This is a genomic window from Gilliamella sp. Nev6-6, assembly GCF_001690605.1.
Classification (GTDB): domain Bacteria; phylum Pseudomonadota; class Gammaproteobacteria; order Enterobacterales; family Orbaceae; genus Gilliamella; species Gilliamella apicola_C.
The window spans coordinates 174,962-191,910 of sequence record NZ_LZHP01000090.1 but is presented as its reverse complement, the minus strand read 5'-3'; the positions used below and the strand labels follow the sequence as shown (position 1 = coordinate 191,910).

Genomic DNA, 16,949 nt, shown 5'->3' with positions numbered 1-16,949 from the left:
AATCACCTTACGAATAGGCTCAGGATAGCGGAAATAAGCTGATAAATTATCCCATTTACGACGCCATGATTGGATGACGATTGGATACTTATCGCCCCATTTTTTCTCAAGTTCATCTAATGCATCAATTGCTGCTTCACGAGAGACCGCCTTGTAAACAAGTTTCAAATCGCTCATAAATGCTTTGTGATGTTTAGAGGCAACATACTTAATTGAATGGCGGATTTGATGAATAACACAAAGTTGAACCTCTGTTTGTGGGTAAATAGTATTAATCGCTTTAGGAAAGCCAACTAATCCATCGACACAAGCAATTAAAATGTCATTTAATCCTCGGTTTTGTAAATCGGTCAACACCGATAACCAAAAATGAGCCCCTTCGTTTTCAGATAAATACAAGCCTAATACTTCCTTTTTTCCGGCTAAATTAAGTGCAAGTACAGTATAAACAGCCTTGCTGTGATAAACCCCATCTTCTTTTACTTTATAATGAATTACATCCATCCAAACAAACGGATAAAGCGATTCTAGCGGTCGTTGTTGCCATAATCTGAGCTCAGGAATGATTTTATCTGTAATGGCGGTTAAAGTTGCAGGAGAAAGACGAAAAGCATAAATCTCTTCAATATGCTGGCTGATATCTTTATAACTCATCCCCAGCGCATACATACTGAGAATTTTTTGTTCAATTTCATCGTTTAATGTTATCTGATTTTTTTTGATGAGTTGAGGTTCAAATGAACCGTTTCTATCTCTTGGTGCATCAAGTTCGAAACTGCCTGATGAGCTTTTTATTGTCTTTGAACTCTTACCATTACGCCGATTAGGGGTAATGTCGTTGGCTAAATGAGAATCTAATTCCGCCGATAACGCCGCTTCTGTTAGCTGCTTGATTAATGGCGTTAAAATACCATCTTTACCCGTTAGCGGTTGACCATTTTGTAATAATTTTAATGCTTTTTCAAAATCAAATTCTTGGGACATGGGTCATTTCCTTTTTTGTTACATAGTTTACCGAAATGACACAGAATATTGAACAGTCTCTTATCAGCAAAATAATAAGCCTTTATCGGGCTTTTTAAATTCCCCCCCATAGAAGATACTACAATTATAGCTATCTTCATAATAAGGATAAGCTGCCTCCATTTTTTTATGGAAGCGAGCAGTAGTAATTATTTCATCATTAGCTTCAATTAGTATCTGCTCGTTAAGTATATTTTCGGTGCGTACCTTTGTGCGTACCTCTTTAGTGCGTACCAATTCATCAGATTTCACATTAGTTAAACCAAAGATATATAACTATGGTTAGTACGTATCTATTAAGTACGCTTTTGGAGTGCGCTAACTTGTTAACTGGCTTGTATGATGAAATTGGTATCCACTTATTAGGTGCTTTTTGCTGGATACTTGCTTGGATACCTTTTTATAAGTACTAGTGATTATCTATTAAATTATGGTGCTACTAGCTCAATACGCATTGGTTGGGATTTGGCTGTAATGCCACTACCCATAGATTGATGATCTAATATCTGTTTTTCAGAATAACCATGATTAGCAAGCATCAATTTGGCAATACTCGCGTTAAATTCGCCTTTTAAGCCTTTATTAATTAATTCCACTTCTTGGCGTGCCTTGATAAGTTCTAACATGTCCTTAAATTCTTCGCTTGAACTTGCATAATTATATAAACTTGACCTTGAACAGTTAGCATATAAAGCCAGTCCAGCCACAGAGGGGATCACTTCGCTATTATTGATATAACCCTGCTTATGCAAATACTCTTGCCCTAGCTCTAACATGTCCTTTAATTTTGATTTTCTTCCTACCATATTGCCATCTAACTTACTAATAATAAAGCTATTATAACCTAATAAGGCAAATTATTAGATTGCTTTTTAACGTGTCCAAAATTAGCCCAGCCAATGTAATAAACCTGCTGGCTTTTTAGCTGATTGCAAATTTAATACCTGCATGGTGGAAATCACCATAAAGCATTTAGGCTTTTAATTTCGCCCTGGATCAACCTAAAAACCACCATAAATTAACGCTATGATTAATAATAATTTTATTTTCATAGATAAATGGGTTTATATAAATATATTTATATTTCAATTGGTTAATTATAGGATCAGGATTGTTTTAATAATGTGTATAGTAGTGAACACTAGTGAACACCAAAAATATATATAATAAGTATATAATATATTGATATATATAAATTAATATTAGGTTGGTGAATAGTGGTGAACACTTTATATTAAAAGTTTTAAATTATGGGGGGTAGATATAAAAACAGCCTAATGACTAATATAAGTAAAGGGTGACATTTGAAAAAGCCCCCTCAATTTTGAGGAGGGGTATTATTGAAGTAACTCAAATTTGAGTGACGGTTTATCGTAACCCAAATATGGGGCACGGTATGAATAGCGCGATATGGTTAATGATTTACTAACTTTAAATTACGAGTACCAGATAGTGAGACATTTCCTTGGCTGGCTTGTTCGACAAAGTCACCCCACCAATCAAGCATGATTCTTTTTTGACGCTCATACTCAGCTTTGTTATAGGCTCGCCTTACTGCGTTTTTATCCACATGAGATAATGCGCTTTCAATTACATCATAATTAAAACCTTGCTCATTTAAAGCGGTACTTGCTAAAGCTCTTAAACCATGCGCAACTAGCTTATCTTTGTACCCCATGCGTTTTATTGCCATGTTGGCAGTCTGGCTACTCATTGGCTTATTGTAGGGAGGCCTAGCGGTTGGGAAAACAAATTCACTTTTATGATTAATAGATTTCATTATCTCAAGTATTTTTATTGCTTGCGGTGATAAAGGTATATTGTGGGGTCTATCCATTTTCATGCGTTCGGCAGGAATACTCCATAATTTTTTATCTAGATTAATTTCTTCCCACTTAGCCCCAACGGCTTCACTTGGTCGCGTTAATGTTAATAACTGCCATTCAATCACGCATCTGGTTTGTAATTCAATCTTTGCCATAGCTAAAGCTTGCATAAACTGCGGTAACTCAGTAGGGGGAATAGTTGGCTGATTTTTTACTTTCGGGCTATTAAATACATCGGTAATTTTAGCCAGAGGGTTATTATCAATGATGCCCATATTGACAGCATAATACATAATTTCATTGATTCGCCTACATACTCTTTTTACTGTCTCGTATTTATTATTGTTATTTAATGGCTGTAATGCGTTAATAGCTTTGATAGCTGTTACTTGGTTTATTGGAATATCTTTTATATAAGGGAAAACATGATTTTCTAATGAACGCCAAGCTTTTTTGAGCGTTTGCTCTTCTAATCCTTGTTCTATTTTGAATTTAAGCCATCTTTCAGCCATAGCGTAAAAGGTATTATTACAAGCTTCTTGCTTACGTTGTTCTTGTTCCGCTTTGTAATGTTGTGGATCTATCCCTTGTTTAATTAATTCGCGTGCTTCATGTCGTTGTTTTCGCGCTTGTTGTAGTGATGTTTCTGGGTATTTACCGAAAGATAATAATGTCTCTTTATGTGATATCGGTTTTTTATATTTAAATCGCCATAATTTAGCTCCTGTTGATTTAACTAATAGAAAAAGGCCACCACCATCAAAATACTTTTTATCCTTACTAGTGGCTTTTAACGCTTTTATTTGGGTGTCAGTTAAGGGGGTAGTTTTTACAGCCATTTTTCACCTTTGGGGGTACGCAATAATAGAGGTATTTAATTATACCCCCAAATATACCCCCATTATTTTTGGTTGTAAATGTACCTTACTGATACTTAATGGGCAATAAAATAGACTTTAAGGCTTGTTATTACTGGGTTTGATGTGCTTTGTAGGGTTTAAAAGAATGCTGATGTTTATTGATTTGGTGCCGTGGGCGGGACTTGAACCCGCATGCTCTTAGAGCACTACCCCCTCAAGATAGCGTGTCTACCAATTTCACCACCACGGCGCCGTTTTTATTCAGGAATATCCGATGTTGAATTCTGTTGTGTTGGTTGAGCAACTGGAGCGGTTATTTGTTCCGTTTTGCTTTCGTTTTGTTGTGTTGTTGTTGGTATAGTATCTTCAAGGCTATCAAACTCGCCAGTTCTAGTTACGTGCGGTTTGCTACCCAAATTCGATAGTAAAATGCTTATGATAAAAAACAAAATACCTAACAAAGTTGTAGCGCGAGTTAAAAAATTTCCACTACCAGAAGAACCAAACAAAGTTGCTGACGCACCCGAGCCAAAAGAAGAACCCATATCAGCCCCTTTGCCTCGTTGAATCAAAACTAAAGCGATAATCGCTAAAGCGATAATCAAATAACTCACAATCAAAAATTCGTACATTTCAACCTGTCAATTTTATGTGTTCTACAACAGAATCTATTGGTGCGAAATATTAGCGAAAGACAAGCCAACAAGCAAGTAAAATTTCAAGAATTGTTGGCTTGTTGTATAAAATGTCCTTTTTAATTAATAAAAAGTTACTAATTTTTAAACTAAAATCAATATTACCATTATTGCAACCAAAACTATTTTTCAACTTGAATTGGCGTCATTATGCCTTGCATACAGCATGTAATAACTGTTCTTTTCCCCCATACTTGAATTTGTCCTATCCAAGCATCAATTGCATATTTGTTAAAATATTCTGGATATTGTTCTGTCAGTGGAAATTCATCAGATGAAAAAAACCAGTAATAATAGTGGGACCAAGTAAGTACAACCATGCCATATTTATCTACAATCACACTATTTACAGGGTTAGCATTAATAGAAAAATATGCAATATTAGCCAGCTCACTCTAATAGTGAGAGTATAATAATCAATTGTGCGTTCTTATCTAAAAAGCAGTATAATGTCGCCATTTTTATTATGGTAAGCTCTATTTATGAAATTTATTGTTAAACTTTTTCCTGAAATAACCATCAAAAGTGATTCTGTTCGTTTACGTTTTATTAAAATACTCACCAGCAATATTCGTAATATTTTAAAACATCATATTGAAGATGTTGCTGTTATTCGTCATTGGGATTTTATTGAAGTTCGCCCAAAAATTGAAAATAGTGAAGCCAAGATACTCGAATTATTAACAAGGATCCCCGGTATTCATCATATTTTAGCCGTTGATGAAATCACTTTCGTTGATATGCATGATATTTTTGAAAAGGCAGTGGTTTATTATGCGCCATTAATTGAAGATAAAACATTTTGTGTACGTGTAAAACGTCGTGGCAAGCATGAATTTTCTTCAATTGATGTTGAACGTTATGTTGGTGGTGGGCTCAATCAATATGTTTCTTCGGCTAAGGTTAAATTAAATCATCCAGAAATTACAGTTAACCTTGAAATTGATAACGACAAATTACTACTTATTAAAGGTCGGCATACTGGCATTGGTGGTTTTCCTACGGGTACACAAGAAGATGTCATTTCACTTATATCGGGTGGTTTTGATTCAGGCGTGTCAAGTTATATGTTAATGCGACGTGGAAGCCGTGTACATTATTGTTTCTTTAATCTTGGTGGAAAAACTCACGAGATTGGTGTTAAACAAATGGCTCATTATCTTTGGGAACGTTATGGTAGTTCGCATAAAGTGCGTTTTATTGCGATTAATTTTTCTGATGTGGTTGGTGAAATTCTTGAGAAGATCGATGATGGACAAATGGGCGTTGTTTTAAAACGAATGATGGTTCGTGCAGCATCAAAAATTGCACAGCGTTATAAAGTAGAAGCACTTGTTACTGGAGAGGCATTAGGGCAAGTATCGAGCCAAACGCTGACCAATTTACGATTAATTGATAATGTTAGTGACACACTAATCTTACGACCTCTAATCACACATGATAAAGAAACAATTATCAATCTTGCGCGCCAAATTGGTACTGAGGATATAGCTAAAACCATGCCAGAATTTTGTGGTGTGATTTCTAAAAGCCCAACAGTTAAAGCAGTAAAAGAAAAAATTGAAGCGGAAGAGCTGAATTTTGATTTCACTATTTTAGATAAAGCCGTTGCTGAAGCTGAAAATATTGATATTCGTGAGATTGCTAAACAAGCTGACACTAAGATTACTCATGTTGAAACAATTACAACACTTAATGCTGATCACGTGGTCATTGACATTCGTTCGCCAGACGAGCAAGAGGATAATCCACTTGTATTGAATGATGTTGAAATCAAACTTATTCCATTTTATAAATTAGCAACACAATTTGGCAATTTGGATCAGTCAAAACAATATTTACTATATTGCGATCGTGGTGTTATGAGCAAGTTACAAGCACTTTATTTAATCGATCAAGGATTTAATAACGTAAAAATATTTACTTTATAAAACTTAACAATACGTTACTATATTATTTGTATTTTTTACATATATAATGGATTTTGTGCATAAATTATGCTTGTTATTTAACATAAATATCAAAAATATATAAAGAGGAGTGTAATGAATAGCAAATTACTTATAGTTGATGATGATGTTGAGATTGCTTTATTATTACGTGAATTGCTCGAATTAGAAGGGTATCAAATTGAAATCGCTAATACGGGCATTGAGGCTTTAGAAAAATTTGACGATACTATCGATCTTGTGCTACTTGATATTATGATGCCTGAAATGAACGGGTTTAGTGTGTTATCTCAACTCAGATCTCAATTTACAGTTCCGATTATTTTTTTAACAGCCAAAGATAATGAACATGATAAAATTAATGGGCTTGAGCTTGGTGCTGATGATTACATTCTAAAACCATTCAATGACAGAGAACTTATAGCTCGAATTAATGCGCAATTACGAAGAGCACGTTGGGATAATATCTCAAATGATGATTCTGATAAGCCAACTCAATATATTATTGATAAACTTAACGTAAATCGAAAACAACAAGCTGCTTTTTTTGATAATAAGTACATTGATTTAACAGGGACAGAGTTTCAAGTATTGCTAAAATTTATTGAGCAAGGGGGTAAAATAATTTCACGCGACATGCTAACTGCATCGGTTTTAGGAAAAAAGTTTGTTCCACTAGCTCGCTCGATTGATGTTCACGTGTCTAATTTGCGCAAAAAGCTTCCGCCAAGAAGTGATGGTTTACCTTGGATTAAAACATTACGTTCTAAAGGCTACTTATTTGTCATTGACCGACATGATGATTTATTACAAGACTAGAATAATACTATAATAAAGGTCAGATAACATGTGGTTTTTTGACAGGCTAGCTATCAAAATTTTCACTATATTTTTATTAACGATAGCTTCTTTCTTAATGTTAATTATGGTGCTACCCAATCTCGATTCGCGAAATTTAACGTATTTAGCAAATAAAGATAAAAAAATCGGTAATAAACTTGCTCGACAAATTGAAAATGATCTTGCCAATGTACCCAAAGATAGTTTTCGCTGGTGGATGCGTTTTATTGTGGTAATGAATACGCATCAAAAACCAGCTCAATCTTTATTTATAGTTACTCCCAATGAGCAAATTATAACCGCTGAAACTAAAAATATTGATTTGATAAAAAACTTTAGCCAAAAATCTCATAATGTTGATGATCCAGCAAAGCAGATTTATGATACCCAAGAAATTATAGGGCCTTTTTTGATTCATTATACGAATGCTCAATATCAATTATATATTTTACAACCCGCAACAGATAGCCAATCCCAATTTGTTAATTTTATTTTTGATCACCCTTTTTTATTACTAACGCTGACTATGCTGGCCAGTTCACCTTTTTTGCTTTGGTTATCTTGGAGCATAGCAAAACCGGCACGAAGGCTAAAACAAGCGGCAGATCAGGTTGCTAAAGGTAATTTGCAAGAGTGGCCAGATCTTGAAAAAATAGGATCATCTGAATATAAAGCAACGGGCGCTAGTTTTAATCTTATGTTAAGAGAGCTAAAACGAATGCAAGCATTGCAACAACGTCTGTTTTCAGATATCTCTCACGAATTACGTACACCACTAACACGCTTACAACTTGCTACTTCTTTATTGCGTCGAAAACAAGGCGAAAGCAGTGAAGTTATACGTATCAATAATGAAGCAATAAAGCTAGATGCTATGATTGGTGACTTACTATTATTGGCAAGACAGCAATATGACAATAATGAAATTCGTGAATTTAATCAAATTGATCTTCTATTTAAACCCGTGTTGGATAATGCGGCGTTTGAAGCCGAACAAATAGGAAAAAGTTTTTCAGTGGTTAATCGGCCAACTAACCACACTATTTTATGTTATCCAGTTGCGTTATGCAGTGCACTTGAAAATGTTATACGAAACGCATTTCGCTATTCAAACAAACAAATTATTATCAATTTTGAAGTAAAAAAACAAAAGATAACAATTACCATAGATGATGATGGCATAGGTGTAGCTGAAAGTGAATTAGCGCAAATATTTAGGCCATTTTATCGCACAAGCGAAGCGCGTGATCGACAATCTGGTGGAACAGGACTCGGGCTCGCAATAGTCGCTAATGCAATCATACGCGATCACGGCACGGTTACCGCAGAAAAAAGCCACCTTGGTGGACTTCGAATTGTGATAATATTACCCATTCATAAATATAAATAATAAAAGAGAACTATTGTGTCAAATACTGCATTAAACATCGTTTTATTTGAACCGGAAATTCCTGCCAATACTGGCAACATTATTCGTCTTTGCGCTAACACTGGCTTTAACTTACATATTATTGAACCCATGGGCTTTTATTGGGATGACAAAAAGTTAAAACGAGCAGGGCTTGATTATCAAGAATTTGTCGATGTAAAACGTTACAAAAATTTGGACCATTTTGTAGATACCAATCAAATAGACTGGTTAACACAAGTGTATGCTTTAACCACAAAAGGACAAAAACCGCATAGTGAAGTTAATTACCAACAAAATGACTTTTTAATGTTTGGCCCAGAAACCCGCGGCTTACCTAACACAATACTAGATGCACTGCCTCAAGATAAAAAAATACGTATTCCTATGTTAGCCACAAGCCGTAGTATGAACTTATCTAACTCGGTAGCTGTTGTCGTTTACGAATCATGGCGCCAGCTAGGTTACATGGGAGCAAAATAGATTATTGTTTTTGAAAGAATAAACTGACAAGCGGCTTACGCATCATTACCATAATTGCATAGCTACCTAAAACACTTACAAAATTTTAGGCTTGGATGTTAAGCCAAAAAGTGCAATACTTTATAACTATATGATTTCACACAAAATAAAAACTTCAATAAAATCAATGGTTTTTCTGAAGTGTTTTTTTAATAAAAAGGCTTCCTTTTTAATTCACTAACTGAATAATCGCACATTGTTATTTGGTGGCAGAATATACCACCGATAGAGTCAGATTAGCCTGCCAAACAAAGATAGCTAGTGAGATACTGTTTTATCAGCAATAAATCAGCGCAGTTGCGTAAGTCAATAAAAAGCTTAAAAAATTTTAGGCTTAGAAGTCAAGCCAAAAAGTGTAATACTTTATACGTAATACTTTGTAACTATATGATTTTACACAAAATAAAAACTTCAATAAAATCAATGGTTTTTCTGAAGTATTTTTTTAATAAAAAGGCTTCCTTTTTAATTCGCTAACTGAATAATCGCACATTGTTATTTGGTGGCAGAATATACCACCGATAGAGTCAGATTAGCCTGCCAAACAAAGATAGCTAGTGAGATACTGTTTTATCAGCAATAAATCAGCGCAGTTGCGTAAGTCAATAAAAAGCTTAAAAAATTTTAGGTTTAGAAGTCAAGCCAAAAAGTGTAATACTTTATACGTAATACTTTGTAACTATATGATTTTACATAAAATAAAAACTTAAATAAAATCAATGGTTTTTCTGAAGTATTTTTTTAATAAAAAGGCTTCCTTTTTAATTCGCTAACTGAATAATAGCACAGTGTTATTCGGTGGCAGAATATGACACCGACAGAGCCAGATTCGTCCGCCAAACAAAGATATCTAGTGAGATACTGTTTTATCAGCAATAAATCAGCGTGGTTGCGTAAAACAGAGTGACAAAAGCGGAACGAATTTTTCTGGAAAAATTTGAATACCACAACATTTAAATATCAAAACATTGCCAAGATAGCCTCAAAAGGCGATATTCGATGATAAGAGTAACTATAAAAAAAGCACATTAGCTTTTGTTTAAAAAATTAATCAGGCTTTTTTGTTAAAATTTCTCTAATAAATTTAATTAGATAACATATTGGTCAACAAGCAAAGTAAGCCTACATCGTACAGAAATTCACGTTACTAAAGCGGCTTATTAAAGATAATAGTATGTTTTTTTATAAAATAGAGCTTACTATTTTTTTACTATAGTCAATATCTTTAATAAACAACGCTTTTTGAGCTTTAAATTATTTTTAATAAAAAAAAACGTGATCTGCGTCAAATTTTGAGTATACTATGCCTCTCATAAAACCCTAGTTTTTTTGAGGATGTTAGTTTGAGTACCGATAAACTTGTTGATTCATATTCTCCCGCACAAATGACCCAAATTGCCGAAGACATTGGCCATTACAAAGTAAACAAACACCCAGCTAGCACGATTTTATCTGCAATTCTTGCAGGTGTTTTTATCTCAATTGCTTTCGTATTTTACATTACCGTAACCACAGGCACTGCAACAGTTGCGTTTGGCTTAGCAAAATTGGTGGGGGGCATTTGTTTCTCATTAGGTCTTATGCTGGTTGTTTGCTGTGGCTCAGACTTATTTACTTCAACAGTATTAACGATTTTGCCTAAAATGACGCACAAAGTGAGCTGGATAAAAATGCTCCGTAATTGGATTTTAGTCTATATCGGTAACTTTATTGGTGCTATACTGTTTGTCACAGTAATTTGGTTTTCTGGCCAGTATATGGTTGCTAATGGCTTATGGGGGCTAAATGTTCTTCAAACGGCAGATCACAAGTTACATCATACCTTTATTGAGGCCGTATGCCTTGGTTTTTTAGCTAATCTAATGGTTTGTTTAGCTGCATGGCTAAGTTATGCAGGTCGTAGTTTACTTGATAAGATGTTAATCATGGTCCTTCCTGTTGCAATGTTTGTTGCCAGTGGTTTTGAGCATAGCATTGCCAATATGTTTATGATCCCAATGGGTATTGTGATTAATAACTTTGCGTCACCCGAATTTTGGCAAGCAATTGGCGTGTCTCCTGATGCATTTAAAGAACTAACGGTAACGCATTTTGTTTTAAATAATTTAATTCCTGTAACAATTGGGAATATTTTAGGTGGTTTAGCGGTTGCACTACCTTATTGGGCTTTATATTTACGTAAGCCACATTGATTTTATGATATTTATCCTCATATAAAAAAGGATGAATAGATATTTTTGTAAACCTGAGGTGAAAAACTATGAGTAATTTAAACGAAGTACAAGCTGTTGCTTGGAAAGGATTTAAAGATGGTGATTGGCAAAATAATGTTAATGTCCGCGATTTTATTCAAAAGAACTACACGCCATACGAGGGTGATGAGTCTTTCTTAGTTGGCGCGACAGAAGCTACAACTAAGTTATGGGCTAAAGTAATGGAAGGCATCAAAGTTGAAAATGCTACCCATGCCCCTGTGGATTTTGATACCAGTGTTATTTCGACAATTACTGCTCATGACGCAGGTTATATTGAAAAAGATTTAGAAAAAATTGTTGGCTTACAAACTGAAAAACCACTAAAACGTGCGATTATCCCGTTTGGTGGTATCAAAATGATCGAGAATTCTTGTAAAGCTTATAACAGAACGCTAGATCCATTAGTCAAAAAAATCTTCACTGAATACCGCAAAACCCACAACCAAGGTGTTTTCGATATCTATACGCCAGATATCCTTCGTTGTCGTAAATCAGGGGTTATCACTGGTCTTCCTGATGCTTATGGTCGTGGTCGTATCATTGGGGATTACCGTCGTGTAGCACTTTACGGTATCGACTACTTAATGAAAGACAAATTTGCACAATTCAATTCACTACAAGCTGATTTTGAAAATGGTGTTGATTTAGCCATGACAATGCAACGTCGTGAAGAAATCGCAGAACAACATCGTGCACTTGGTCAAATCAAAGAAATGGCGGCTAAATATGGTTTCGATATTTCTGAACCTGCTAAAACAGCACAAGAAGCTGTTCAATGGACTTATTTTGGTTATTTAGCTGCGGTTAAATCACAAAATGGTGCGGCAATGTCATTAGGTCGTACGTCGACTTTCTTTGATATTTACTTCCAACGTGATCTTGAAGCAGGATTAATTACGGAAAAAGATGCGCAAGAAATTGTTGACCATTTCGTTATGAAATTACGTATGGTTCGTTTTTTACGTACTCCTGAATATGATGAATTATTCTCTGGCGATCCAATTTGGGCAACTGAATCTATCGCAGGTATGGGAGTTGATGGTCGTACTTTAGTTACTAAGACTTCTTTCCGTTTCTTAAATACTTTATATACAATGGGTCCATCACCAGAACCTAATATGACTATCCTTTGGTCTGAAAAATTACCAAGTGGGTTTAAAGAGTTTGCATCAAAAGTATCAATTGATACTTCATCATTACAATATGAAAATGATGATTTAATGCGTCCTGACTTTAACAATGATGACTATGCTATTGCATGTTGTGTAAGCCCAATGATCGTTGGTAAACAAATGCAATTCTTTGGTGCGCGTGCAAACCTTGCTAAAACACTTCTATACGCAATCAACGGCGGTGTGGATGAAAAATTAAAAATGCAAGTCGGTCCTAAAGAAGATCCAATTATGGATGAATATTTAGATTTCGATACAGTATTTGCTCGTTTAGACCACTTTATGGATTGGTTAGCAAAACAATACGTAACAGCATTAAATGCAATTCACTATATGCACGATAAATACAGCTACGAAGCATCATTAATGGCATTACATGATCGTGATGTTATTCGTACTATGGCATGTGGTATTGCGGGTCTTTCTGTTGCTGCTGACTCACTTTCTGCGATTAAATACGCTAAAGTAAAAACAGTTCGTGATGAAGATGGTTTAGCGACTGACTTCGAAATTGAAGGTGAATACCCACAATTTGGTAACAATGACCCACGAGTTGATGACATTGCTGTTGATTTAGTTGAACGTTTTATGAAGAAAATTCAAAAACTTAAAACTTATCGTAATGCAATTCCAACACAATCTGTACTTACAATTACATCAAACGTTGTATATGGTAAGAAAACAGGTAACACACCAGATGGACGTCGTGCAGGAGCACCGTTTGGACCAGGTGCTAACCCAATGCACGGACGTGACCAAAAAGGTGCGGTGGCTTCATTAACTTCTGTTGCTAAACTACCATTTGCTTACGCTAAAGACGGTATTTCTTATACTTTCTCTATCGTTCCAAATGCATTAGGTAAAGATGATGATGTGCGTAAACGCAATTTAGCTGGCTTAATGGACGGTTACTTCCATCACGAGGCAACAATTGAAGGTGGTCAACATCTAAATGTTAACGTATTAAATCGTGATACATTATTAGATGCAATGGAGCACCCTGAAAAATATCCGCAATTAACCATTCGTGTTTCTGGATATGCGGTACGCTTCAACTCATTAACTAAAGAACAACAAAATGACGTAATTAGCCGTACATTTACGCAATCTATGTAGTGCGACAAGCAGCGCTAAATACTTGATTTTTATGAAGTTTTTTGTAAAAATCAAGTAAGATAAAAGGCGGAAATGAAATACTTTCCCCTTTTATCGGTAGATAAGCGCGAAGATGAAATATTCTTTCCTTATTTACCAGCTTGTAAACTCCTCGAGGGAGCCTTCATACTCCCGAAAGGGAGATAATACAGAAAGCGTTATAGAGATAACCTTTCAACCCGTATACAAGAGGGGACGTATTCTTGTAAGCCCTTTGTAAGGTATAAACCTTACCAGTCCAGAGTTGAACTATATACAACTACATGATGAGCCGAAGATATAGCTGACATCAAAACTTCGCCATGAAGTAAACTGGAGCCTTTTGAGAGTCTTACACTCTCCAGTCATAGTTGGACTATACACAACTACAAGGCGAGCAATAAAACGATTGCCGACGTCTCTTTTTAACTAATAAGATACGACTTAATGCCCAGGGTTTATTCAAAACCACAGGGTAAAACATTAAGAAAGTAATTACAATATAGACAAAGTGATTAGTCGCAACATTAATCAACACAATATTAAAGTTAAGCGTAATACTAACTTTAAGGTTGATAATGAAGGGGCAATGGAGAATCATGTCTACAATATATTATTGGTAAAATATCAGGTGTAAGAGCCTACTTATTTCACTCGAGCAGTTATATAAGCAGTGCGTAAGCTGTTATTATCATTGTTGAATCAATCGTAATTATAGGAAATAAGCATGATGAATAGACAACCTGTTATATGACTAACAGTAGCCTAGGGATAGTGCGAGACGGGTAACGGTCTGGTGCGGAGCTTCCCGACAATGTACCCCCTTGAGGAATAGCAAGGTTAATGTTTATCGTGAGGTAACGTTAAGTAATGACAAGTAGCATGTCATGAGGGGCTAGGCTAAATAGAAAGATGAACGTAAGTGAATTGTTGATAAACGCCGTGAATTGCAAAGAGCTTAAGCTACTGACAAGCTCTAACCAAAATGGTACATAGTGGGTTATCCTTCTTTACATTGGGGATACGTCATCATAAACACTATCGGCGAACAGACAACATCTTAACTATTTGTGTGATAATAATGGAACTTGGTAAGCCTGTATTTCCGCCTTAGGGCAGGTAAAGCGCAAGCGATACTGTTGGGAGTGCAGGTAAAGGAGGTTAGAGAAAGCGAATGATTGGCTGTAATGGCTGATATAGGGTATGAAATATGACCTAACTCGAAAGGGTGCAGACTTCTAACTGGTCTTTCATCGTAAGATGTTGGCTAATCCTTTTGTGGTCATTTCTTCGGGAATGATTGGGTGAGGAAAGGAAACAGGCAAGTGAAAACAAGCCCATTTCCCTACTCTAACAATTCACCATGTGACAGAGAAGTAGAATTTTATTTGGTCATTTGAATAATTCTTCTCCCTGTTCACACGAGAAGAAATTATTCACACCAAACCAAGTAGATTTCTGCTTATTTCTGTTACTACAGGAGTAAGTATGAAAGAGTACACTAAGTTTAACCAAAAAGTTAAAAGTAGTCCAGCTCCAGCGACTCCTGACATGAATGAGCTATGGCACAATATAGATTGGGTCAAAGCAACAAAACATGTTAAGGGATTGCAGGTACGGATTGCGAAGGCAACAATTGAAGGTGACTACCGTAAGGTTAAACGCTTACAAAGGTTACTAACACGCTCAACGTACGCCAAGCAATTGGCAGTACGAAGGGTGACGGAAAACAGAGGTAAAAGAACGGCAGGCGTTGGCAAAGTAACATGGTCAACACCAAAGAGTAAATGGGAAGCGATTGCAACGCTGACAAGTAAAGGATATAGACCGAAGCCATTAAAGCGGGTTTATATTCCGAAATCGGATGGAAAGAAGCGCCCATTAGGCATTCCGACCATGAAAGATAGAGCAATGCAAGCGCTATACTTATTTGCTTTACAGCCTGTTGCTGAAACTACAGCAGATAAAAACTCGTATGGATTTCGCATCAATCGCTCAACGGCGGACGCGATAAGCCACGTGCATAAGATATTCTCACGCAAAGGGAGTCAAATGAGACAAACGGCGCAATGGGTATTGGATGCCGATATACAGGGTTGTTTTGACCATATAAGCCATGATTGGTTAATAGCGAATATACCGATGAATAAGCGGATATTAGCAAAATGGTTAAAATCGGGCGTAGTGGACATGGGGCAGGTTAAGCGGACGGAGGAAGGTACACCACAAGGGGGTATTATTTCACCGACTTTGGCGAATATGGCACTGGATGGCATGGACGAACTATTAACGAAACACTTCGGTGTAATAGGAAATAGACAACGGCGAGCCAATAAGGTGTACATGGTTCGATATGCGGACGATTTTATTATATCGGGGAGTTCGAAAGAATTACTTGAAGATGAAGCTCTGCCAATAATGCGGGAATTTTTGAAAGAAAGGGGATTAACCTTATCGGAAAAGAAAACTCATGTTGTTAATATCGAGCAAGGATTTGATTTCTTAGGCTGGACAGTAAAATCATTTAAAGGCAAATTGTTGATAAAACCGAGTAAAAAGAATGTGAAAGCATTTTATCGCAAGGTAAAAGAGACAATAAGCGCAATGAAGATGGTTAAGCAAGACATACTGATAGCAAAATTAAATCCAATGTTAAGGGGATGGGCTAACTATCACCGTAGCATTGTTGCTAAAGAAACGTACAGTAAAGTAGACCATTTAGTCTGGCGAGCGATTTGGCGTTGGTGTTGTCGAAGACACAGTAACAGACGGAAACGATTTGTAAAAGAGAAATATTTTACAAGGATACAAAGCAGGGACTGGATATTTGGTACACATACAACGAATCGGCACGGCGAAAAGATATGGATGGAATTACTGCTGTGCAGTAAAACAGAAATTAAACGTCATGTAAAGGTGAAATCGGAATACAATCCGTTTCTACCTGAATGGGAATTATACGGCGAAACGCTATACCAAAAACGGATGTACGAAGATTATTCGCACAGAAGTCAATGGCAAAGGTTATATAAGGAACAAAAAGGGCGTTGTGGATTATGTCATCTTTCTATCACAAAAGAGACGGGCTGGCATGACCACCATATCATATACCGTGTAAATGGCGGGGATAATAAGCTGAAAAACAGGGTATTATTACATCCTGTGTGTCATACTAAAGTTCATGCGCTAAAGTTAGACGTATTGAAACCGACTTAGCAATAAGTTAATAGAAAGGCTTGAGCTGTATGCGGAGAAATTCGCTCGT

At 36.0% G+C, this 16,949-nt stretch carries 13 protein-coding genes and 1 tRNA gene; 7 read left to right on the top strand and 7 right to left on the bottom strand.

The features are described 5' to 3' along the window. The 7 genes from A9G42_RS11320 to A9G42_RS11290 form a co-directional block, all read right to left on the bottom strand. The coding region (locus tag A9G42_RS11320) for an IS256 family transposase (protein WP_065653466.1) at positions 1 to 984 on the bottom strand (984 nt) is incomplete at its 3' end. Between the two features lie 63 nt (positions 985 to 1,047). Continuing rightward, the gene (locus tag A9G42_RS11315) at positions 1,048 to 1,275 is read right to left on the bottom strand and encodes a hypothetical protein (RefSeq protein WP_065653465.1); all 228 of its coding nucleotides are present in this window, start codon (positions 1,273 to 1,275) and stop codon (positions 1,048 to 1,050) included. Between the two features lie 176 nt (positions 1,276 to 1,451). Continuing rightward, positions 1,452 to 1,829: a terminase small subunit gene (locus A9G42_RS11310; protein WP_065653464.1), complete on the bottom strand. Its 378-nt coding sequence runs from the start codon at positions 1,827 to 1,829 to the stop codon at positions 1,452 to 1,454. Positions 1,830 to 2,437: 608 nt separating this feature from the next. Further along, a complete protein-coding gene (locus A9G42_RS11305) occupies positions 2,438 to 3,688 on the bottom strand; it encodes an integrase domain-containing protein (RefSeq protein ID WP_065653463.1) in 1,251 nt (416 codons plus the stop codon). A gap of 185 nt (positions 3,689 to 3,873) precedes the next feature. Then, positions 3,874 to 3,959: transfer RNA gene (locus A9G42_RS11300), tRNA-Leu, on the bottom strand. A gap of 7 nt (positions 3,960 to 3,966) precedes the next feature. After that, positions 3,967 to 4,341 (bottom strand): preprotein translocase subunit SecG, encoded by a 375-nt coding sequence (secG, locus tag A9G42_RS11295; RefSeq protein ID WP_065642765.1) that lies wholly within the window; start codon positions 4,339 to 4,341, stop codon positions 3,967 to 3,969. Between the two features lie 185 nt (positions 4,342 to 4,526). Continuing rightward, entirely contained in the window at positions 4,527 to 4,745 is a 219-nt protein-coding gene (locus A9G42_RS11290) for a hypothetical protein (protein ID WP_065653462.1), read from the bottom strand. A 141-nt stretch (positions 4,746 to 4,886) separates the two neighbouring features. On the opposite strand from A9G42_RS11290, the gene thiI reads away from it, so the two are divergent. The 7 genes from thiI to ltrA all read left to right on the top strand — a co-directional run bounded on the left by thiI (position 4,887) and on the right by ltrA (position 16,900). Further along, positions 4,887 to 6,335: a tRNA uracil 4-sulfurtransferase ThiI gene (gene thiI / locus A9G42_RS11285; protein ID WP_065653461.1), complete on the top strand. Its 1,449-nt coding sequence runs from the start codon at positions 4,887 to 4,889 to the stop codon at positions 6,333 to 6,335. 114 nt (positions 6,336 to 6,449) lie between these two features. Then, positions 6,450 to 7,172 (top strand): response regulator, encoded by a 723-nt coding sequence (locus A9G42_RS11280; protein WP_065582687.1) that lies wholly within the window; start codon positions 6,450 to 6,452, stop codon positions 7,170 to 7,172. A 28-nt stretch (positions 7,173 to 7,200) separates the two neighbouring features. Next, on the top strand, positions 7,201 to 8,583 hold the full coding sequence (gene cpxA, locus A9G42_RS11275; protein ID WP_065653460.1) for an envelope stress sensor histidine kinase CpxA: 1,383 nt from the start codon (positions 7,201 to 7,203) through the stop codon (positions 8,581 to 8,583). Between the two features lie 15 nt (positions 8,584 to 8,598). Beyond that, positions 8,599 to 9,084, top strand: coding sequence for a tRNA (uridine(34)/cytosine(34)/5-carboxymethylaminomethyluridine(34)-2'-O)-methyltransferase TrmL (trmL, locus tag A9G42_RS11270; RefSeq protein ID WP_065567844.1), 486 nt, complete (start codon positions 8,599 to 8,601; stop codon positions 9,082 to 9,084). A 1,382-nt stretch (positions 9,085 to 10,466) separates the two neighbouring features. Beyond that, entirely contained in the window at positions 10,467 to 11,315 is an 849-nt protein-coding gene (focA, locus tag A9G42_RS11265; RefSeq protein ID WP_081302206.1) for a formate transporter FocA, read from the top strand. 68 nt (positions 11,316 to 11,383) lie between these two features. Beyond that, on the top strand, positions 11,384 to 13,666 hold the full coding sequence (gene pflB, locus A9G42_RS11260) for a formate C-acetyltransferase (protein WP_065582689.1): 2,283 nt from the start codon (positions 11,384 to 11,386) through the stop codon (positions 13,664 to 13,666). Between the two features lie 1,569 nt (positions 13,667 to 15,235). Next, complete coding sequence (gene ltrA, locus A9G42_RS11255; protein WP_065653473.1) at positions 15,236 to 16,900, top strand: group II intron reverse transcriptase/maturase; 1,665 nt, start codon at positions 15,236 to 15,238, stop codon at positions 16,898 to 16,900. Positions 16,901 to 16,949: the final 49 nt, after the last annotated feature.

What these genes read in the sequence shown, in the direction of transcription:
- A9G42_RS11310 (WP_065653464.1), bottom strand. Translation starts at nt 1,829, where the DNA reads ATGGTAGGAAGAAAATCAAAATTAAAGGACATGTTAGAGCTAGGGCAA.
- A9G42_RS11305 (WP_065653463.1), bottom strand. Translation starts at nt 3,688, where the DNA reads ATGGCTGTAAAAACTACCCCCTTAACTGACACCCAAATAAAAGCGTTA.
- secG (WP_065642765.1), bottom strand. Translation starts at nt 4,341, where the DNA reads ATGTACGAATTTTTGATTGTGAGTTATTTGATTATCGCTTTAGCGATT.
- thiI (WP_065653461.1), top strand. Translation starts at nt 4,887, where the DNA reads ATGAAATTTATTGTTAAACTTTTTCCTGAAATAACCATCAAAAGTGAT.
- A9G42_RS11280 (WP_065582687.1), top strand. Translation starts at nt 6,450, where the DNA reads ATGAATAGCAAATTACTTATAGTTGATGATGATGTTGAGATTGCTTTA.
- cpxA (WP_065653460.1), top strand. Translation starts at nt 7,201, where the DNA reads ATGTGGTTTTTTGACAGGCTAGCTATCAAAATTTTCACTATATTTTTA.
- pflB (WP_065582689.1), top strand. Translation starts at nt 11,384, where the DNA reads ATGAGTAATTTAAACGAAGTACAAGCTGTTGCTTGGAAAGGATTTAAA.
- ltrA (WP_065653473.1), top strand. Translation starts at nt 15,236, where the DNA reads ATGAATGAGCTATGGCACAATATAGATTGGGTCAAAGCAACAAAACAT.